The organism is Rhodopseudomonas parapalustris (genome assembly GCF_053772255.1).
This window is the reverse complement of record NZ_JAMKBZ010000003.1, coordinates 71485-89880: the sequence shown is the minus strand read 5'-3', so window position 1 is coordinate 89880 and position 18396 is coordinate 71485. Positions and strand designations below refer to the sequence as shown.

Sequence of the window (18396 nt, the reverse complement as noted above, 5' to 3'; positions counted from 1 at the left end):
ACCGCTTCTGGTTGTTCTGAGTTCGACGTGAGCGATTGGTTATAAGCGGTGATCCGAAAATGTGTCTTATAATTACTATAAACGGCGTGATCGGCGCTTGAGCGATCGCTGCGGTGCATCGTAACGTTCAAGGAACGCGAGGCCGAATTGTGCCTTGTGGTGCGCCAGCCAGCTCCCTGCGTTTCGCAGCGCCCGCCAGCAACTTCTGCAAACTACGAGTGTGATCGGATGGTCGGGCCGGCCAGCTACTCGCACGCGCATGCGTCGGCTGACCGTGCGTCGCGCGCGGCTGGCGCTGCTGCCCGTTGGACGATGGAGCGCGGGCGGTGAGAATGGCTGAGGCGAAGCAGGGCGATCGGATCGCTGTGCCGGCACATGGCGGGCACGGCAGTCACCCAGGGCATGGCAGCCTACGGGGGCATGGCGCCGGCCATCCGGCGGCTCTCAAGCCTGTATCGATTGGGGATTACTTGGTGCGGGTCGGCTGCGATCCGCTCACCGAGGCGTTCGGAAAGCGGGCGTTCTCGCCGCCGTGGCGCGGCAGCCGGCCGATCGATGCCGACAATGCCGACGTGGTGATCGAGCGGGTATTCGCGACGCCGCGCAGCGAGACGGCGGTGGCTTATTTGCACGTCCCGTATTGCCAGAACCATTGTCTGTTCTGTGGCTTCTTCGAAAACGTCTGGCGGCCCGAGGCCGGCCCGGCCTATGTCGATGATCTGATCGCGGAGCTGGCGGCGAAATCTCATTCCCCGCTGATCGCGAGCGCGCCGATCGATGCGATCTATATCGGTGGCGGCACGCCGTCGGCGCTTGATGCGGACGATTTGTCGCGGCTGATCGAGGCGCTGCATCGCTACCTGCCGCTCAGCGCCGATTGCGAGATCACGCTGGAGGGGCGTTCCTACGGTTTCGATATCGCCAAGGCGGCAAAGCTCGCCGATGCCGGCGTCAACCGGCTGTCGATCGGCGTGCAGAGCTTCTCCACTGACGTGCGGCGGCGGCTCGGCCGCAAACGCACGGGTGAGGAGGTTGCGGCGTTCCTCTCCGAGCTGATGGCGCTCGGCCGCACCTCGGTGGTGTGCGACCTGATCTATGGGCTGCCGGGGCAGAGCGACGCCGACTGGCGGCGCGACATCGACACCGTGGGCCGAATCGGCCTCGACGGTGTCACGCTGTATGCGCTCAACATGTTTCCCGGCGGGCCGATGGCGCGTGCGGTGGAGAACGGCAAATTGCCGCGGCCGGCGACTCCGGCCGCACAGGCCCGGCTCTACGCCGAAGGCGTCGAGCGGTTGACCGAGAACGGCTGGCTGCAGGTGTCGCAGTCGCATCTGGTCAGGTCGCTGCGCGAGCGCAACCGCTACAACGCGTCGATCAAGCGCGGCGTCGCCTGCCTGCCGTTCGGCGCAGGAGCCGGCGGTCAGGCGCACGGCCATCGCTGGCGCAACGTCATCGACATCGCGCAGCGCCGCGACATGATCGCGCAAAACCGTGCGCCGATCGAGGGATTGGCGCTGGTGCCGCCTGATCATGCCGCGCATGCGATGATCGCCGCGGGGCTGGAGACCGGGCGGCTCGATCTGGCCGCGGTCGAAGCGCTGCGGCCGGGATTCCGCGTCGCTGTCACGCCGCTGCTGGCGAATTGGACGGCGGCCGGCTTGGGCGAATTGCAGGGCGACGGATTTTCGCCGAGCCTTGCCGGATCGTTCTGGATCAGCAATCTGACCAGCGGGCTGACGGCCGGCCTGTCGACCGCGGCGACGATGTGAGAGGACAGATGCGTGTTGTGATCTTCGGCGCCACCGGGCGTACCGGGCGGCATCTTGTCACGCAAGGTGCGGGGCGCGGCTGGACGGTGTTCGCCGCGGGGCGGGACGAGGTGCGGCTCAACGAGCTGAACGGCATTGCCGGTGTTGCCAGCGTCGATCTGGCTGATAGCAGCTCGGTCGCGGCGGTGCTGAACGGGTTGAAGCCGCAGGCGATCATCTCGACCATCGGCGGCGCCGGACCGGAGGCGCTGCTGATCGACGAGATCGGCAACAACGCGATCACCGACGCTGCGGTGAGTTGCGGTGTGCGGCGCGTGCTGCAGGTGTCGTCGCTGGCCTGCGGCGACAGTCGCGCCTATGCGTCGGAGCGAATCGTCGCGGCGATCGGGCCGGTGCTCGACGCCAAGACCCGTGCCGAAGATCATTTGCGGCACAGCGCGCTCGACTGGACGATCGTACGGCCGGGCGGGCTCACGGAGGGGGAGCCGACCGGGCAGGGGGCGCTGTACGACGACCCGCGCGTGCACGGCCGGATCGCACGGGCCGACCTCGCGACGCTGCTGCTCGACGCGCTGGCGACGCCGGCCAGCATCGGCCGCGTGCTGTCGGCGGTCGATCGCCCCACCTTGCCGGCAGAGCCGGCGGACATCGCCGAATTCGATCTCACCGTCGCAGCGTAGTGGGCGGCGCGCCATAGCGTCCCGCCGACGCGTGTCCGGCGCCGCCTCCACAGATTGGTTATAATTGCTTTAATCAGCGCCTCGGTCCGATTGACCGGGAACCGTCGCTCGGTTACCAAAAATGAGAGCCGTTAGCAGTTGTGCCGACGGCAAATTGCCAGCCAGCCGCCTCGTGCGAGCCCGCCAGCCAGAGTCAACTAACAACACTGGGGCTGTCATGGTGGGGCTGAATTCGCGCGCCTGCGCGCTATTGCTATCCGTATCCGTCGTCGCGTTGGCGACTGCACCGGCTGTCGCGCAGACCGCGACCGGGCAGGGTTCGTCCCGATCGCAGACAGAGGCGAAGCGAGACCGTGCCGTGCCTGCCGCGCAACCTGCTGCTCCGGCCGCCAATCCGCGTGACGCCTATGCCCAGGCGGCCGGATCGACGCAGTCGCTCGACGCCATCACCGTGGTGGCGACCAAGAACGAGGAGAAGGCGATCGATGCGCTGGCGCCGGCCAGCGCCATCACGCTGCAGCAGATCCAGCAATTCCCGCCGAACCGGCTGCAGGACGTGTTCGTCGCCACGCCCGGCGTGTCGTTCCAGGACCGCGGCGACGAGCCGTCGACCTCGATCAACATCCGCGGTCTGCAGGATTTCGGCCGGGTTGCGGTGGTGGTCGACGGTGCGCGGCAGAACTATCAGCGCTCCGGCCACGGCGCGCAGGGCTCGTTCTTCCTCGACCCCGAACTGATCGGTGGCATCGACGTGGTTCGTGGGCCGAGCGCCAACATCTACGGCTCGGGCGCGATCGGCGGCGTGGTGTCGTTCCGCACCAAGGACATCGACGACGTTGTGCGCGCTGGCGAGCGCTGGGGCGTCGATCTCAGTGGCTCCTACGGCAGCAACAATGCACGCGGACTCGGCTCGGTGTTCGGCGGCGTGCGGGTGGATCCCAGCGTCGATGTGTTCGGCGGCGCGGTGTACCGTACCCAAGGCAACTACAAGGATGGCGCCGGCACCGAGATCGGTAACACCGGCAACGATCTGGCGGCCGGGTTGCTGAAATTCACGGTGCGCCCAGCCGACGGCCACGAGGTCAAGATCGGCGGCATCTTCCAGGACTTCAACTACGACGTCGGCCAATTCAATCGCGGCCCGGTCCTGACCGCGGCGCAGCGCGCGCTGTATCAGGGCTCCTCGGTGTACGGCACCAATCTGCGGAACTACACCGGAACCCTGAGCTGGAAATATTCGCAGCCGGACGACACCTGGTTCGACTGGAATATCAATCTGTACGGCAACCGCACCACCAGCGACCAGACCAAGACCTATCACTATTCGACCAGCGGCTCGGGCTATTGCGGCGCCGGCAATTACGGCAACAATATCTCCGGCTGCATCGGCGACCAGCGCGGCTACAATCTCGACACCGTCGGGATCGACGCCCACAACACCTCGCGGTTCGAATACGGCAATTGGCGCACCGCAGTGACCTACGGCGTCGACGCATTCAACGACAAGGTGACGACCTGGGATGGCCGCGGCAATTCCAATGTCACCACGCCGGGCGGCGAGCGCACGGTGTCGGGCGGCTTCATCCAGGTGAAGAACAATTACGCGCAGTGGCTCGAAGTGATCGGCGCGGCGCGCTACGACCATTATGAGCTGAATTCGCAGTCGACCACCGCGAGCGGCAGCCGGCTGTCACCGAAGGTGACACTCGGCCTGACGCCGATCGCGGGCTTCACCCCTTACGTCGCCTACGCCGAAGGCTATCGCGCGCCGTCGATCACCGAGACGCTGATCTCCGGCGCTCACGTCACCGGCGGAGGCCCAGCGCTGTTCACCTGCGGCGACGGCTCCACCGGCCTTTTCTGCCTGATCCCGAACGCCGGGCTGCGTCCGGAAGTCGGCAAGAACAAGGAGGTCGGCATCAACCTGAAGTACGACGGCATTTTTACGGCGTCCGACAGCTTCCGCGGCAAGATCAACGCCTTCCGCAACGACGTCGACAATTACATCGAGCTGGTCGGCTCCACCCCGCAGGTGTCGCAGCTCGGCCCGGCGTTTGGCCTGTACAGCAAATACTATCAGTACCAGAACATCCCGCGCGCCCGGATCGAGGGCGTCGAGGTCGAGACCAATTACGATGCGGGGATCTGGTTCGTCGGCGTCAACGCGGCAGTGATCCGTGGCACCAATCCGGACACCGGCCTCGGTCTGGCCTCGGTGCCGGCGCGCAAGGTCGTCACCACCGGCGGGCTGCGGCTGCTCGATCGGCAGTTGACGATCGCGGCGCAATGGGCGTCGTATGCGGCCAACACCAATCTGCCGACGGGCTATCTGCCGGGAACCTCCTACGACCTCGTCAATCTCAACATCGCATATCGGCCGACGCCGGACGTCACGCTGAACTTCTCGATCGATAATCTGCTCAACAACTATTATCGTCCGTATGCGATCCCCGGATCGTCGACCGACGGCACGTCGCAGAACGACATTCTGTTCAGCAGTCCGGGGCCGGGCGTGGTGTATAAGGGCGGCATCAAGGTTCACTTCGGGGGAGCGTGAACCGCCGGTTCCATCGGGCCGGAGCGCGGCGAGCTAAAACAACAAGCCAGCAAGCAACAAGCCAGCAAGGAGAGAAAATGTTCATCGCGATGAATCGGTTTCAAGTGAAGCGCGGCGCCGAGCAGACCTTCGAGGACATCTGGGCCGCGCGCGAATCCTATCTCAGCGAGATGGATGGCTTCGTCGAATTCCATCTGCTCAAGGGGCCGGTGGCGGAGGATCACACGCTGTATGCGACCCACACCACCTGGGCCAGCAAGTCGGCGTTCGAAGCATGGACGACATCCGAACAGTTTCGGCGCTCGCATGCCCGCGCCGGCAACGACACCGGGCAGAGCATCTATCTCGGCCATCCGCGGTTCGAGGGGTTCGAGGTGATCCGCAGCGAGCGCAACGCCGCGGCGGCGTAAGACGGAAGGAGAGTGTGATGGCGACTGCAGCGGCATCGGTGGTGACGTCCGAGACCGGGGATCTTCGTGCTTTCATGGCGGCCAACCCGGCCGCCGTGATCGAGGAGGTCGCCAAGCAGTGGAGTGTGTCGCCGCTCGCGGTGATTGAGGCGCTGCCGGACGGCATGGTCCGGCTCGGGCCAGGCGACGGCTTCGTCGCGGCGATGAACGACATTGCGGCCTGGGGCGAGGTGACGCTGATCGTCCACACCGAGGATGCGATCTTCGAATTCACCGGCGAAGTGCCGCGCGGCGAAGTCAGTCGCGGTTATTTCAACCTGATGCAGCCGAAGGGGCTGCACGGCCATCTGCGTCACGACAACTGCGGCGCGATGGCGTTCGTCGAGCGCCCGTTCATGGGTAAGGCCAGCGCCTTCGTGGCGTTCCTCAACCGCGACGGCGGCATCATGTTCAAGGTGTTCGTCGGCCGCGACGCCAATCGCGAGCTGCGCGGCGATCAGCTTGCACGATTTCATGCGCTCGCTGAGCAGTTCAGCGAGGCGCGCAATGCGTAAACCCCAAGGCGCCGCGGCTCGATCGGCCGGTGCTGCGATTGCGGCACTGGCGGTCGTCGCAGCGGCGCTGCCGGGGGAGGCTTGCGCCGCAGCGGCCGATCTGGCGACGCTGCCGCGCGACCTGTCGCCGTGGGGCATGTTCCTCGGCGCCGACGTGGTGGTGAAGACCGTGATGGTCGGTCTGGTCGCGGCGTCGCTGGCGGCGTGGACGGTGTGGCTGGCGAAGTCGATCGAACTGCGCCGCAACGTTGCGGTCGCCCGGCGTGGTCTCGACCGGCTGGAAAGCGACACCACGCTGCAGCAAGCCGCAGCCGAAACCGCCGATCAGCGCGACGCGGTGGCGCAGATGATTCACACTGTCGATCGCGAGGCCAGTCTGTCCGGCGGCGCTCACGACGACGGCTTTCGCGAGCGCGTGGCGCTGCGGCTGGAGCGGGTCGAGGCGGCGGAAGCGCGGCGCGCGGCGATCGGCACCGGGCTGCTTGCCAGCATCGGCGCGGTGGCGCCTTTCGTCGGCCTGTTCGGCACGGTGTGGGGGATCATGAATGCGTTCATCGGCATCTCCAAGGCCAACACCACCAATCTAGCGGTCGTCGCGCCAGGTATCGCCGAAGCGCTGCTAGCGACCGCGCTCGGCCTCGTCGCGGCGATCCCGGCGGTGGTGATCTACAATCATCTGACGCGGCGGGTGTCGGCGTATCGGGCGCTGCTCGGCGACGCATCCGCGCAGCTCTTGTTGATGATCAGCCGCGAGGCGGCGCGACCGCCGATGCGGGCGCGTGCGGTGAGGTGAGAGCGATGGCTGCCAAGATAGCGGGCCGCCGCGGCGGTGGCGACGACGACATGGTCGAGGCGCACGAGATCAACGTCACGCCGTTCATCGACGTGATGCTGGTGCTGCTGATCATTTTCATGGTCGCTGCGCCGCTCGCCACGGTCGATGTCGGCGTCGATCTTCCGGCCAGCACCGCCGAGCCGCAGCAGCGGCCGGACAAACCGGTGTTTGTTTCGTTGAAGCCGGATCTGTCCTTGGCACTCGGCGAGAACATCGTGCCGCGCGACGCGCTGGTTTCGGCGTTGGATGCCGCGACCGGTGGCAACAAGGACGAGCGGATCTTCCTGCGCGCCGACAAGGCGGTGAGCTACGGTGATCTGATGGCGGCGATGAATCTGCTGCGCGATGCCGGCTATCTGAAGGTGGCGCTGGTCGGTCTGGACGGCCACGCCGCGCAGCCATGAACGCCCGCGCGCTGCACGACACCGCGGCGGCGCCGGGGGCGTCGCGCTGGCTGCTGTCGGCCGCGGTGATCGTCGGGGTCCACGCCGTGGCGGTCGCGGCGGCGCTGGCGTACTACACGCAGACGCCGCCGCCCGGCGAGCCGCTGGCCGCGATCATGGTCGACATGGCGCCCGTCACGGCGTCGCCGCAGCCGAGTTCGCTCGATCTCGCGCCGGGTCCGGAGATGCAGGAGGCCGAGGCGCCGCAACCGGAGCCCGAGCCGACGCCGCAGGCAACGACGGTACCGGAGATCGCGCCGACTCCGCCACAGCCGAAGCCCGAGGTGGCGCTGCCGCCGGAAGCCAAAGCGGCGCCGGAGCCGAACAAGCCCCAGCCGGTGAAGATCGAGCAGCCGAAACCGGTCGAGCCGAAGCGCGAGCCACCGAAGCGGCGCGAGCGCACGGCCAAACAGCATCCGTCCGAACGACCGCCGGCACCGCGGACGACCGCGCCGCAGCGGGCAGAACGCCGCGCCGCCGACGCGATGGCGTCGCTCGCCGGTGCGCGCGCCGCCGCTGTGCTGCCGAGCTATCGTCAGCGTCTGGCGGCGCATCTGCAGCGGTTCAAGCGCTATCCGTCCGAGGCCCGCGCATCCGGCGTGCAGGGCACTGCGACGCTCAGCTTCACGGTCGGGCGCGGCGGGCAGGTGCTCGGCGCGCGATTAGTACGGTCGTCGGGCAGCGCCGCGCTCGATGCCGAAACCCTGGCGATGGTACACAGGGCCCAGCCGTTGCCGGCATTCCCGCCCGAGATCACTCAGGCTTCGCTGAATTTCAGCGTGCCGGTGAATTTCTCGGTGAGGTAATTCGCGGTCACAGCGCTGCTACGCATCGTCGTCTTCCGCACCATCGATCGCCACGCGTCGTTAGTTTGGAACGATTCAGGGTGGCGATGCACAGAAACTACCGCCGCCAGCAGACCAAATCATGCATGTAGTTGCGTGCACGGCGCGCGACGCGAGACAGCGTGCGGCCGGAGCCGAACAGCCATGCGGAGGGAATGATGGCGAACGTCGATGCCGAGCAGCAATCGAAACACAACGAACCGTTCGACAGCGCGCGCAGTGAGGCCGAGCGGCCCGGTCTGGCGATGCGGGTCTGGGCGCGGCATCGGCTGCGTGAGCTCGCCGAGAGCGGTCGCCTCGGCATCGGCGTGGTGGCGGAACGCCGACGCGGCTGATCAGCCCGCACCGCGCCGCGCGTGAGCAGCGGTGCGGTGCCTCGTCGGTGAGGCGTTGCCGCGACGGATTACGCGCGCAGCGCTTCGGAGCGAGGGGGATCGATCCGAATCGCCGACGACGCATCGCTGGCGCAGCGCGAGGCGGCGGTCTGAGCGGCAAGCAGCGAATCGAACGATTGACGCTCCAGCGCGTGGAAGTCGCGATGAGCGGCGAAGAAGCAATAATTGTCTCCCTCGCGAACCACGATACCCGCAGTGCGGGCGCGAACTTCGATGACGCAGGCGTCGGGCATTGCATCTCACCGGAGGTTCCGGTGCCTTCTTGGCTGCATCGAACGCAGGGGCATGATGCCGATCGTTCGACACGAGCGTGAGTGGTCGATCTAGACGCTTCGCAACGCTTAGGGTGACCGAACGTTCCGGCAGTTTCGATGTGTTCTACGGTCGCATTCGTCTTTGGTCGAAGCCCTGCGGCTACATCAGCAGCCCTTTGAGTCCGGCGGCGAACAAAACCACCGCCAGCGCGATCTGCAGCCCGCGGCCGGGCAGCCGGCCGGCCGACAGACCGCCGAGGATCACCGCGGGAATCGAACCGATCAGCAGGCTGACGAGCATTCCCCAATCCACCATGCCGACGATCAGATAGCCGGCGCCGGCGACGGTCGCGAGCGGGATGGCGTGGGCGAGGTCGGTCGCCACCAGCCGATGCGGCAAGAGCCGGCGCGGATACAGATAAAGCAGCGCCACTGTGCCCAGCGCGCCGGCTCCGATCGAAGTGAGCGCCACCAATCCACCGAGTGTCGCGCCGGTCAGCACCGTCAGCACGGTGCGATCCTGGGATGGCGATGTATCCTCGGTGTGTGACGCCGGATACAGCGACGCGAGCAGGGCGGGTGCGAGCACGATGCCGAGGGCGGTGAGGATCACCACCACGCCGATGAGCCTGGTCAGCCACTCGGTCCGTCCGACTGGATCGGCGAGGGCGACGATCGCGACCATCAGTGCGGCGGCTGGAAGGCTTCCGGCCCACAGCCGGGTGACGATCCGCCAGTCGATGTTGCCCTTGCGATTGTGCACTGTCGCACCGACCAGCTTGGTGATCGCGGCGAACCACAGATCGGTGGCGATCGCCACATGGGGCGCGATGCCGAACACCAGCAGCAGAATCGGCGTCATCAGCGCGCCGCCGCCGACGCCGGTGAGGCCGACGACGAATCCAGTGGCTGCGCCTGCAAGCGCATAGCTCGGATCGATTGCGATGCCGTGGAAACCCGTCAGTTGATCGCCTCCCCATGGACGACGCGCGTCGGCGCGACTCGGCCCGTCAGGTTGTACGCGGCGACGGCACGCCGCGGCAACGCAGGATCGTGGTTTCGGGGGGCGGCGATGATGCTGCGATCGCGGCGGGAAGGGGATGGTAGTTCTACTTGGGTGTTGATTTCGAACTAATTCGCTCGATTCGATCGAAGATGATTGGTTAGTGCTGCTGGAACCACGCCAATCGATGTCGCTTTCGTTCGCTGCGCAGTGCGTGCAGAGTTCGCGCAGACAGGACGCTCACCGTAGGTCAGCCCTTGGCCCGGAGATCCTGCTGTCAGCGCCGAGACCTCCCCGGTAGGCGATGACTGGCCCCGGGGCTACCCCCGCCAGCCCTGGGGCCACCCTGTCTTCTCCGATGCAAGCGCGGCCCGTTCCCAGCGGGTTACGGACGTGGGAGCCTGCCTGGAAGCCCCGTCTCGTCCTGGAAGGTACCGTCGAGGACGAAGAACTCCTCACCGCCGGGATGACCATGATGGGGAAAACGGCTCACCGGTGCATAGCGCACGATCGCCGTCGCGCGGGCCTCCTCGCCGCCAGTGCGGAACAGTATTCGCCAATCCACGCCCGGCGTGGGGCTAGCGACCAGTCCTGCCTTGCCGCATGGGCATCCGCCGGCAAGCTCAGATCGTCGTTGAGAAGCATCGTCAGATCTCCCCAAGCCCGCCATCGACGGCGATCTCGGCGCCGAGCACGTAGCTGGAGTTGTCGCTTGCAAGAAACGCAACAGCCGCAGCGATCTCCTCGGGGCGGCCCATGCGCCCGGCGGGCACTCTCTTGCCGACCTTCTCCGCATATGCCCTGAATTCCTCTTCGGTCTGACCCGGCGAGCGGTGGATCGGCGTCTCGATCGGGCCGGGGCTGACCGCATTGACGCGGATCTTCCGATCGACAAGCTCGGCGGCCAGCACCCGCGTGAACGAGCGAACGGCAGCCTTGGACGCCGACAGCGCCGCGCGGCCCGGCGTGCCGACCTGGCCCAGCCACGAGGTGTTGAGGATAATCGAGCCGCCGTCCGCCATGATCGGCAGAACAGACTGGACGGTGAAGAACACGCCCTTGACGTTGATGTCCATCAACCGGTCGAAGCTCTCTTCGTCGGTTGTGCCGATCGGGGTGCCGTAAGCGGCCCCGGCATTCGCGAAGAGGATGTCGAGTTTGCCGAATGTCGCGCCTACGGTCTCGGCCATCGCCTTCAGGTCGGCGACCGAGCGCACATCAGCGCGTATTACCAGCGTGTCGTCGCCAATCTCCTGACGTGCGGATTCCAGCTTACCCACGTCGGTACCAGTGATCGCGACACGGGCACCCTCGGTGCGCAGGCGCTTCGCCGTGGCAAGGCCGATCCCGCTACTGCCGCCCGAGATCAGCGCGGTCTTTCTACTCAGCATGTCGCGGTCTCCTTCGCATCAACGAGTCGGGTTCTGATCTCGGCGACGGCGCGCTTTGCGGCATCGACAGCACCGGCGAGATAGCCGGGCTCGTGAGCGCTGGTTTCGCTGCCGCCAAGCGACAGCCGATCGGCCCAGGCGCCGGTTATCCATGGCATCTGACTGGGTGCCGGGTGAGCCCCGCCGACCCGATCGGCTTCGGTCGCTGTCAGTGGATCGGCAGCCCAGTCTTTGAACAAGGTGGCTCGAGGCCTTGCCGCCTCGGGTCCGAACAGTCGACCAAGCTGAGCGAGGCACGAATGCGCCAGCGCATCTTCGCCGATGGAACTGCGCTGATCGACGCCGACGCCGAGAAAGCCGAACAGCGCGGCCGTAGCCGAGGCCGTCGTGGCGTCGTGAATTTCGACGAGCGGCCCTACCATGCTCTGCGCCGTTCCGGAGAGCCCCGCATCGCGCCAGAATGGCCGATCGTAGATCGCGAAGAATTTCGCATGGGGGGCCATCCAAGTCGCGGTGCCCTGCCAAAGCGAGACTGTTGACGGCTCTATCGGCGGATCGAATGCAATCGTTCGCGCCAGGAGTCTTGGCGGCAGCGCAAGGATCAGATGACCGGCAATCAGGTCTTCAACCGAAGCATCCGTTCTGCTGACGGTCAGGGCCATGCCATCATGCATGAGCGTCAACTTGGTCACAGGCGCGCCGAGATGGAGTCGCTCCGGCGGAAGCGCTGTGACGAGTGCGTCGATCAGCGCTCCAGTCCCGCCGGCAAACCGCATCGAATCGGGCTCCTGCCGCATGGGTCGGAAGCGGTGGATGGGTTCCCTCGACATGCGTTCGAACAGGACGTCGCCTTCACTGTGTTGCGGGAACACTGCGAGCCGAAGCTCGCGGGCCAGAGCAGCCATAGCCGGCTGCATGCCGGGCCAGAACCAGGACGGGCCAAGATCGAAGCCGTCGGCGGAAGGCCTGCCGGCGCTATTGAGCGAGAGAATGCGTCCGCCGAAGCGATCCCTCGCTTCGAGCAACTGGAAGTCGATTCCGGCGGCGTGAAGCAAGCGCGCGGCATAGAGACCTGAGAGGCCGCCTCCGACAATGGCGACAGTGGTGCGCATGAGGCGCCTCCTGGAAAGATCGGGTAGGTACGTTGACCCGCGGTTCGGATGGCTGATGCCGGACCGGCCAAGCCGATCCGGCATCACCGTGGATAGTTACATTTGGGGCAGTGCGTCGATAGTGTCGAAGACGCGCGCGGTGTAAGTGAGCGCCGCGCCCGCATTCAGCGCAATTGCGACGCCGAGCGCTTCGGCGATCTCCTCGCGCGCTGCGCCGAGTTGCACCGCCTTCTTCGCATGGATCGATATGCAGCCGTCGCAACGGGTCGTCACGGCGACCGCCAGCGCGATCAGCTCGTGCATCTTCGGCTCGAGCTTGCCGGTCTTGGCGGCGCTGCCTTCGATCGTATTCAGGCCACGCAGCACGTCGGGGCTGAGATTGGCGAAGTCGCCGACGCGCCCCAGAAGCGCGTTGCGATAGGCGTTCCAGTCCTGCATATGGCTCATGATCTGGCTCTTTGTTCTGCTTACTGGCGTCCGGCGGTTACGCCGCCATCGACCGGAAGGACTGTGCCAGTGATCCACGACGCCAGATCCGAAGCGAGGAATAGGATCGCCTCGGCGACGTCGCGCGGTTGTCCGTTGCGACCGAGCGGATGAAAGGCGTCGAAGGTCGGGAGAACCTCCCGTACCTGATCGTCGGACATGAAGGTGTTGTACACCGGAGTTTCGACGACGGCGGGGGCCACCGCGTTGATGCGGATCTTGTATGGCGCGAGCTCGATGGCGAGGTTACGCACCATCGCGTGGACGCCGGCATTCGCGGCCGAATAGGCGGCCGACGGCGTAGCACCGATCGCCTGGATCGCCCACATGGAGCCGGTTTGGACGATCGCGCCGCCGCGGTCCCCGTTGTGCTCCTTCATCGCCTTGGCGGCAGCCTGTGCGGTGAAGAACTTCCCCTTGAGGATCGTGTCGAGATACCAATCGTAGTCAGCCTCGGTCAGGTCGAGGAACGGCTTGGGATTGAACACGCCCGCATTGTTCACCAGCACGTCGAGCTTTCCGAACCGGGAAACGGCCATATCGACCAGAGCCGCGCCCGTAGCCGGATCGGCGATGTCGCCTGCCGAAACGGCGACCTTTTGGCCGTTGGGATCGATCTCGTGCGCGGCTGCTTCGAGCTTGGCCTGATTACGGCCGTTGATCACGACCATGGCACCTTCCGCCACGAAACGCGCCGCCGTTTCCTTGCCAATGCCGGAGCCAGCGCCGGTAAGCGCCACGACCTTGCCTTCAAATCTCGTCATTTTCACTCTCCTTACCTGTCGGTAGATAGATTGACGGCGCGTGCTTACGTCTTGCCAGGCGCGTTTGCAAGAACTATCTACCGATAGGTAGGTAAATCGTTTTTGATGGATGAGATCGTATGAGCGAAACAGTGGAAGCGATCATGGATGCGACTGAGCGCCGTATCAGGGAGGCCGGCTATAGCGGCTTCAGCTTCCGCGAGATCGCCGCAGAGGTGGGCGTGAAAAGCGCCAGCATTCACTATCATTTCCCGACCAAGAGCGCGCTCGCTGCCGCCGTTGCCCGTCGCTACAATGCCCGCATCATCGCCGCAGTCGATGCTTCAGTCGCAGCCGGACACAATGTCGTGCAGGCTTGGAGAGCCGTCTTCCGGAGCGCGCTCGATGAGGGGGCAAAAATGTGCCTGTGCGGCTCGCTTGGCGTTACGGTAGGGGATCTTACGCCAGATGTGGGCCACGAAGTGCGGCAGTTCTTCGAGGCGGGTATCGCCAGTCTGGTCGCCGGCGGGCTGACGCAGGAGCGCGCGACCCAAGTACTCGCGACACTTGAAGGCGCAATCCTGATGGCCAGCGCGCAAAGCGATCCAGTCATCTTCGATCGAGCGACCGTGGATCTCGGCTGAGGCCGCTCCACATTCGTAGAAATGAATCAGCGAAGCGCACGGCAATTCAGCAAGTTGCGCGGCGCTTTCAGGCGTTAACTTGACGCCCTTAGCTTAGGCGAAGCCATCATCTTCAATCGGTCCGACGCGCCGCAAATCCTGCGACTGCCGAAGCGTGAGAGAATTTTGCAATTGATTTGCAATTGCAAAATTATCAGAATGTTCCCTGCTTGAATTTTGCGGCGCTCTCGCGCGGTTGTGGTGCACTATCGATGCACGTCGGATGCGGGACTGCGAATGGGGCTTTCCGGGCCGGTGTTGGCGGCCCTTTCGGGGATCGGGATGGCGGACGGACAATCGGGATTGGCGGGCGCCAGGGGACGGCAGGGGCTCGCCCAAGCTGGGACGCGTCGCGGCGGCTTCTACGCCGCCCGGTCTCTGGTTGCTCTGCTGGCGGGCGCCGTGCCCGCGGTAGGCGAGGAGGCGCCAGACTGGCGCGGCGCTGCGCGGTCTCCGCAGCTTGCGGCGCCGCACGTCGCCGCCGACAAGCCGGAGACGGTGCCGGGCAGCCACCATGCCGAGGGCATCGACACCGAGCACATCTTCGGCTTCAGCATGGGCTCCGATATCGGGCGGCCGGGCGAGATCGAGGTCGAGCTGGAGAACGTCGCCGGTTTCGGTAAGCGCAGCGGCAGCTACGCGGCGCTCACAACCCTGACCCAGGTCAAATACACCCTGACCGATCGCCTCCGGATCGCTCCGGGCTTCGCGATCGGTGCGCAGCGGATCGATGCCGTTCCCGGCTACGACGACCGCCGACATCTGTCGTTCAACGGCGCTGGGTTCGAGGTCCGTTACAAGCTGATCGACCGCGAGGTCGCGCCGTTCGGACTGACGCTGCACGTTCAGCCGGGCTGGAGTCGCGTCGACGAGGGCAGCGGCGTGCGGATCGAGCAGTACGGTGCCGAATTCGCCGCCTTGTTCGACCGCGAACTGATCAAGGACCGGCTGTTTGCCGCTTTCAACGTCTGGTTCGGCACCGCGGCGACCCGCGAGCACGGCACCGGCCTCTGGGGGCACGATTCCGAGCTGCAGCTTCATGGCGCGCTGTCCTATGCGTTCGCGCCGACCTTCGTCGCCGGCGTCGGGCTGCGCTATCTGCGTGCCTATGACGGCGGCGGGCTCGACCGGTTCGGTGGCGACGCGGTGTTCGTCGGTCCGACCCTCTCCTACGCGATCACCCCGACGCTCGGCGTCTCCGGCACCTGGCAAGTGCAGGTCGCCGGCCGGGCGCTCGGCGATCCGCAGCGGCTCGATCTCGATCACTTCGAACGTCACCAGGCGATGCTGCGGCTCAACGCGCATTTCTGAACCGGCGCAATATGCCAATGCGGCAGCGCTGCGGCGTCACCATAATCTGGTCCAACTCCACAACTAACAGTCGCATCTGAACGCGGGGGCGTTGGTCGTGCGCAAGCTGCGCACCAGTTGGATGTCCAGATGCCCGAAGCCGTTTCTCCGGCCGCCAGTTCGTCGTCACAGTCTCCGTCGTCCGTCGCTCCGACTATGGTGCCGCCGTCGCTGCTGTTGTCGCGCGGCGTTGTGCGGCTCGAAGTGATGCTGAAACTGACTACCGCGATTCTGGCGCTGGCGGCCGGCGTCTACACCTATCTCGGCGTGCGCGACCTGCTCAACGGCAGCGCCACCACGGTGTTCTTCGCCGCCTTGATCTACTCGGTCGCGGTGTCGGTCGGCATCTACGCGTTCTGGGTGTTCCTCATGCAGTTCATGCCGCATGTCGTCGATCGCGCCGGCCGCGGGCTGATGTTCGGCTGCATGCTGCTCGGCTCGCTGATGATCGTGGCGATGTCGTCCTGGCTGAACGCCTCGGCGCTGGCCGGCGCGGCGGCGATCCGGCAGCACCTGGCGATCACCGTGCAGGACTACACCCGCGATCTCGACGCCGCCAACACCAACGCGATCGCCGCGCAGGGGCTGCTGCCGGACATCCAGATCGCCGCATCGCGGTTCGCCAAACTCGCCGAAGCCGAACGCACCGGCTCGCTCACCGGCACCGCCGGATCGGGCACGGTGGTGCAACTCCTGACCCAGATGTCGAGTCAGCTCGACAGCCTCGCCAAGGAGGTCGAAGCCTCCGGCAAACGCGTCTCGACGCTGTTCGAAGAGGGAGGCAAGCATCTCGCCAAGATGCGCGAGCTGGTGTCCGACCGCGGCCCGATCGGCGAGCGCAGCGACGGCTTCGCCACCGAGTCCCTGGCGCTGATGGGGGTGATCGCCAATCTGCAGCAGACCTCGGTGGCGCCGGCGGTGAAACGCGCCGCGACCTCGCTGTCGTCCTCGTTCATCGCACCGGCCGCGAGCGGACGCAGCGTCGATCTCGCCGACCGGCAGACCGCGGTGGTCGGCAAGGTCGAAGGGGCTGTGGCCGCCCAGGCGGCCTCGCTCGCTGCGGCGGCCGATGCGATCCTCGATCGTCCGAAGATCGAGCCGGCGCGGTTCCAGGCGATGTCGCCGGCCGAGGCGGTGCTGCGCTATGCCGGCGACTTCATCCCGAGCTGGGCCGGGGCGATCTCGATCGACCTGATGCCGGCGGTGCTGGTGTTGATCCTGTGCGTCGTCCACGCCGCGATCCGCCGCGAGGGACTGCCGGCCTCACATGCATCGACCATGACCGCGGCGGAGCTGATGGCGGCGCTGCAGATGGCACGCGAGGTCGAGCAGGCCAGCCGTCATGTGGCTGAGCCGGTCGCGCCGTTGGCGCCCGATCAGCCGGCCCCGACGGCCGAGACCGCAGCCGCAGCCGACGAGAACGTCACCGCGCTGGTCTCGGCGCGCCACGTCAAGTAACCGCATGACGACTTTGTCGCAGCGCGTCCATGTCTGGCTCTCCGGCAATCCGGAGGATGCGGTCTTGCGCCTGATCTTCCGGCTGCTGATCGTCGGCACCATCGTGGCACTCGGCTACGATCTTGCCGGCGCGCCGGCCGATCGTGACGGCGGCACGCAGCCGGACACGGCGCCGTTCAGCCTGCCGGCATTGCCTGCGGTGCTGTCGCCGTGGTTGCCGGACGGCGACCGCTTGACGCCGCTGCCTCAGCCCGGCGGCACGCTGGGCGAGGCGATGACGTTCGAACTGGTCGGCGGCGGACGGTTGATGGCGACCGGGACGATCACGCCGGGCAGTGCGGAGGCTTTCGGCAAAGAGCTCGCGCGCCACGCCGAATACATCAAGACGGTGGTGCTGAATTCGCCGGGCGGTTCGGTGTCGGACGCGCTGTCGATGGGGCGGATGATCCGCGACCACAAGCTGGCCACCGAAGTCGAACCCGGCAAGTACTGCGCCTCGTCCTGTCCGCTTGTGCTGTTCGGCGGCACCGAGCGGCGTGTCGGCGCCAAAGCAGCGGTCGGGGTGCATCAGGTGTTCGCGCTCAAGAGCGCCGAGAAAGGCGCATCGCGCGACCAGATGAGCGACGCGCAGCGGATCTCGGCGCGCTGTCAGCGCTATCTGCGCGACATGGGAATCGACCTCGAAGTCTGGATCCGGGCGATGGAGACGCCGAAAGACCGGCTGTTCGTGTTCAAGCCCGAGGAGCTGACCAAATACGGCATCGTCACCGCACCGGTCTCAGCGGTGAAGTCGTGATCCTCCGGCGTCTGCTGCCGGGTGCGACAACGGGCTTGGTTCCGTCTTTCGCTCCCTGACGTACACAAATTTTACGCATGAATTCCAATCGCGCGCTCAGGATCCCGCAACTTTTGCCGGGAACTGCAGTTTAATCGACCACATCAACGCTCACAGGATGTGCTCCATGAGGAAAACTGCTCTGGTTCTCGGAACTGTCGCCACCCTTGCGGTTGCTACCGTTGCGGCTCCGGCCCCGGCCGAAGCCCGGAACGGGATTGGTCCGTTCATCGGTGGTCTCGCTGCTGGCGCGCTGATCGCCGGTGTGGCCTCGTCGGCTTACGCCTACGGTCCCGGCTACGGCTATTACGGCGGCGGTCCTTACTACGGTGGTTACGGTTATGCGCCGCGTGTCGTGACCTATTACGGCGGTCCGGCGTATTATGGCGGCGGATGGGGGTGGGGCGGTCCGCGCTACTACTATCGCCCCCGTCCGGTGTATTACGGCTACCGCTCTTATTACCGGCCGTATCGCGCCTACGGCTATTACGGCGCGCCGGTGATCCGCGCCGGCTATGGCCCGGGCTGGCACCGCCGGCACTGGCATCATCATCGCCATCGCCACTGGTAACACCGATCCCCCGCGGAGC

The 18396-nt window shown here is 66.0% G+C and carries 20 protein-coding genes and 1 pseudogene; 14 read left to right on the top strand and 7 right to left on the bottom strand.

From position 1 onward, the window contains the following. Positions 1 to 332 precede the first annotated feature (332 nt). From hutW to M9H71_RS03865, 9 genes are all read left to right on the top strand, one after another. Complete coding sequence (hutW, locus tag M9H71_RS03905) at positions 333 to 1772, top strand: heme anaerobic degradation radical SAM methyltransferase ChuW/HutW (protein ID WP_455403779.1); 1440 nt, start codon at positions 333 to 335, stop codon at positions 1770 to 1772. A gap of 8 nt (positions 1773 to 1780) precedes the next feature. Beyond that, positions 1781 to 2452, top strand: coding sequence for an NAD(P)H-binding protein (locus M9H71_RS03900; protein ID WP_455403778.1), 672 nt, complete (start codon positions 1781 to 1783; stop codon positions 2450 to 2452). A 217-nt stretch (positions 2453 to 2669) separates the two neighbouring features. Further along, the gene (locus M9H71_RS03895; RefSeq protein ID WP_455403777.1) at positions 2670 to 5009 is read left to right on the top strand and encodes a TonB-dependent hemoglobin/transferrin/lactoferrin family receptor; all 2340 of its coding nucleotides are present in this window, start codon (positions 2670 to 2672) and stop codon (positions 5007 to 5009) included. 77 nt (positions 5010 to 5086) lie between these two features. Continuing rightward, positions 5087 to 5419, top strand: a complete 333-nt coding sequence (locus M9H71_RS03890; protein ID WP_415216746.1) for an antibiotic biosynthesis monooxygenase family protein — start codon at positions 5087 to 5089, stop codon at positions 5417 to 5419. Positions 5420 to 5436: 17 nt separating this feature from the next. Next, entirely contained in the window at positions 5437 to 5973 is a 537-nt protein-coding gene (gene hutX / locus M9H71_RS03885) for a heme utilization cystosolic carrier protein HutX (RefSeq protein WP_230761602.1), read from the top strand. Beyond that, the gene (gene exbB / locus M9H71_RS03880) at positions 5966 to 6766 is read left to right on the top strand and encodes a tonB-system energizer ExbB (RefSeq protein WP_164602653.1); all 801 of its coding nucleotides are present in this window, start codon (positions 5966 to 5968) and stop codon (positions 6764 to 6766) included. The genes hutX and exbB overlap by 8 nt, the downstream gene beginning before the upstream one ends. A 5-nt stretch (positions 6767 to 6771) precedes the next feature. Then, positions 6772 to 7212, top strand: coding sequence for a TonB system transport protein ExbD (gene exbD / locus M9H71_RS03875; RefSeq protein WP_455403776.1), 441 nt, complete (start codon positions 6772 to 6774; stop codon positions 7210 to 7212). Beyond that, the gene (locus tag M9H71_RS03870; RefSeq protein WP_455403775.1) at positions 7209 to 8057 is read left to right on the top strand and encodes a TonB family protein; all 849 of its coding nucleotides are present in this window, start codon (positions 7209 to 7211) and stop codon (positions 8055 to 8057) included. Before exbD ends, M9H71_RS03870 begins: the two co-directional genes overlap by 4 nt. 197 nt (positions 8058 to 8254) lie before the next feature. Then, positions 8255 to 8431 carry a hypothetical protein gene (locus tag M9H71_RS03865; RefSeq protein ID WP_164602659.1) on the top strand — a complete coding sequence of 59 codons (177 nt, stop codon included), beginning with the start codon at positions 8255 to 8257 and terminating at the stop codon, positions 8429 to 8431. A 68-nt stretch (positions 8432 to 8499) separates the two neighbouring features. On the opposite strand, the gene M9H71_RS03860 is transcribed toward M9H71_RS03865, so the two are convergent. The 7 genes and pseudogenes from M9H71_RS03860 to M9H71_RS03830 all read right to left on the bottom strand — a co-directional run bounded on the left by M9H71_RS03860 (position 8500) and on the right by M9H71_RS03830 (position 13501). Then, positions 8500 to 8724 carry a hypothetical protein gene (locus tag M9H71_RS03860; protein WP_455403774.1) on the bottom strand — a complete coding sequence of 75 codons (225 nt, stop codon included), beginning with the start codon at positions 8722 to 8724 and terminating at the stop codon, positions 8500 to 8502. Positions 8725 to 8905: 181 nt separating this feature from the next. After that, positions 8906 to 9685: a sulfite exporter TauE/SafE family protein gene (locus M9H71_RS03855; RefSeq protein ID WP_455403960.1), complete on the bottom strand. Its 780-nt coding sequence runs from the start codon at positions 9683 to 9685 to the stop codon at positions 8906 to 8908. A 435-nt stretch (positions 9686 to 10120) separates the two neighbouring features. Then, positions 10121 to 10393, bottom strand: a pseudogene (locus tag M9H71_RS03850) (cupin domain-containing protein); the annotation flags it as partial. Between the two features lie 2 nt (positions 10394 to 10395). Continuing rightward, complete coding sequence (locus M9H71_RS03845) at positions 10396 to 11139, bottom strand: SDR family oxidoreductase (protein ID WP_455403773.1); 744 nt, start codon at positions 11137 to 11139, stop codon at positions 10396 to 10398. Beyond that, positions 11133 to 12251 carry a flavin monoamine oxidase family protein gene (locus M9H71_RS03840; protein WP_455403772.1) on the bottom strand — a complete coding sequence of 373 codons (1119 nt, stop codon included), beginning with the start codon at positions 12249 to 12251 and terminating at the stop codon, positions 11133 to 11135. Before M9H71_RS03840 ends, M9H71_RS03845 begins: the two co-directional genes overlap by 7 nt. A 96-nt stretch (positions 12252 to 12347) precedes the next feature. Further along, positions 12348 to 12698 carry a carboxymuconolactone decarboxylase family protein gene (locus M9H71_RS03835; RefSeq protein WP_455403771.1) on the bottom strand — a complete coding sequence of 117 codons (351 nt, stop codon included), beginning with the start codon at positions 12696 to 12698 and terminating at the stop codon, positions 12348 to 12350. A gap of 20 nt (positions 12699 to 12718) precedes the next feature. Beyond that, positions 12719 to 13501, bottom strand: a complete 783-nt coding sequence (locus tag M9H71_RS03830) for an SDR family NAD(P)-dependent oxidoreductase (RefSeq protein WP_455403770.1) — start codon at positions 13499 to 13501, stop codon at positions 12719 to 12721. Positions 13502 to 13620: 119 nt separating this feature from the next. Between M9H71_RS03830 and M9H71_RS03825 the strand changes: the two genes are divergently transcribed. The 5 genes from M9H71_RS03825 to M9H71_RS03805 all read left to right on the top strand — a co-directional run bounded on the left by M9H71_RS03825 (position 13621) and on the right by M9H71_RS03805 (position 18377). Continuing rightward, positions 13621 to 14124: a TetR/AcrR family transcriptional regulator gene (locus M9H71_RS03825; protein WP_455403769.1), complete on the top strand. Its 504-nt coding sequence runs from the start codon at positions 13621 to 13623 to the stop codon at positions 14122 to 14124. Positions 14125 to 14445: 321 nt separating this feature from the next. Then, positions 14446 to 15474 carry a transporter gene (locus tag M9H71_RS03820; protein WP_455403768.1) on the top strand — a complete coding sequence of 343 codons (1029 nt, stop codon included), beginning with the start codon at positions 14446 to 14448 and terminating at the stop codon, positions 15472 to 15474. A 129-nt stretch (positions 15475 to 15603) separates the two neighbouring features. Then, positions 15604 to 16971 carry a hypothetical protein gene (locus M9H71_RS03815; RefSeq protein ID WP_455403767.1) on the top strand — a complete coding sequence of 456 codons (1368 nt, stop codon included), beginning with the start codon at positions 15604 to 15606 and terminating at the stop codon, positions 16969 to 16971. A gap of 4 nt (positions 16972 to 16975) precedes the next feature. Then, on the top strand, positions 16976 to 17767 hold the full coding sequence (locus M9H71_RS03810) for a hypothetical protein (RefSeq protein ID WP_455403766.1): 792 nt from the start codon (positions 16976 to 16978) through the stop codon (positions 17765 to 17767). A gap of 166 nt (positions 17768 to 17933) precedes the next feature. After that, entirely contained in the window at positions 17934 to 18377 is a 444-nt protein-coding gene (locus M9H71_RS03805; RefSeq protein WP_455403765.1) for a hypothetical protein, read from the top strand. The last annotated feature ends 19 nt before the right edge of the window (positions 18378 to 18396 follow it).

What these genes read in the sequence shown, in the direction of transcription:
- hutW (WP_455403779.1), top strand. Translation starts at nt 333, where the DNA reads ATGGCTGAGGCGAAGCAGGGCGATCGGATCGCTGTGCCGGCACATGGC.
- M9H71_RS03900 (WP_455403778.1), top strand. Translation starts at nt 1,781, where the DNA reads ATGCGTGTTGTGATCTTCGGCGCCACCGGGCGTACCGGGCGGCATCTT.
- M9H71_RS03895 (WP_455403777.1), top strand. Translation starts at nt 2,670, where the DNA reads ATGGTGGGGCTGAATTCGCGCGCCTGCGCGCTATTGCTATCCGTATCC.
- M9H71_RS03890 (WP_415216746.1), top strand. Translation starts at nt 5,087, where the DNA reads ATGTTCATCGCGATGAATCGGTTTCAAGTGAAGCGCGGCGCCGAGCAG.
- hutX (WP_230761602.1), top strand. Translation starts at nt 5,437, where the DNA reads ATGGCGACTGCAGCGGCATCGGTGGTGACGTCCGAGACCGGGGATCTT.
- exbB (WP_164602653.1), top strand. Translation starts at nt 5,966, where the DNA reads ATGCGTAAACCCCAAGGCGCCGCGGCTCGATCGGCCGGTGCTGCGATT.
- exbD (WP_455403776.1), top strand. Translation starts at nt 6,772, where the DNA reads ATGGCTGCCAAGATAGCGGGCCGCCGCGGCGGTGGCGACGACGACATG.
- M9H71_RS03870 (WP_455403775.1), top strand. Translation starts at nt 7,209, where the DNA reads ATGAACGCCCGCGCGCTGCACGACACCGCGGCGGCGCCGGGGGCGTCG.
- M9H71_RS03865 (WP_164602659.1), top strand. Translation starts at nt 8,255, where the DNA reads ATGGCGAACGTCGATGCCGAGCAGCAATCGAAACACAACGAACCGTTC.
- M9H71_RS03860 (WP_455403774.1), bottom strand. Translation starts at nt 8,724, where the DNA reads ATGCCCGACGCCTGCGTCATCGAAGTTCGCGCCCGCACTGCGGGTATC.
- M9H71_RS03845 (WP_455403773.1), bottom strand. Translation starts at nt 11,139, where the DNA reads ATGCTGAGTAGAAAGACCGCGCTGATCTCGGGCGGCAGTAGCGGGATC.
- M9H71_RS03840 (WP_455403772.1), bottom strand. Translation starts at nt 12,251, where the DNA reads ATGCGCACCACTGTCGCCATTGTCGGAGGCGGCCTCTCAGGTCTCTAT.
- M9H71_RS03835 (WP_455403771.1), bottom strand. Translation starts at nt 12,698, where the DNA reads ATGAGCCATATGCAGGACTGGAACGCCTATCGCAACGCGCTTCTGGGG.
- M9H71_RS03830 (WP_455403770.1), bottom strand. Translation starts at nt 13,501, where the DNA reads ATGACGAGATTTGAAGGCAAGGTCGTGGCGCTTACCGGCGCTGGCTCC.
- M9H71_RS03825 (WP_455403769.1), top strand. Translation starts at nt 13,621, where the DNA reads ATGAGCGAAACAGTGGAAGCGATCATGGATGCGACTGAGCGCCGTATC.
- M9H71_RS03820 (WP_455403768.1), top strand. Translation starts at nt 14,446, where the DNA reads ATGGCGGACGGACAATCGGGATTGGCGGGCGCCAGGGGACGGCAGGGG.
- M9H71_RS03815 (WP_455403767.1), top strand. Translation starts at nt 15,604, where the DNA reads ATGCCCGAAGCCGTTTCTCCGGCCGCCAGTTCGTCGTCACAGTCTCCG.
- M9H71_RS03810 (WP_455403766.1), top strand. Translation starts at nt 16,976, where the DNA reads ATGACGACTTTGTCGCAGCGCGTCCATGTCTGGCTCTCCGGCAATCCG.
- M9H71_RS03805 (WP_455403765.1), top strand. Translation starts at nt 17,934, where the DNA reads ATGAGGAAAACTGCTCTGGTTCTCGGAACTGTCGCCACCCTTGCGGTT.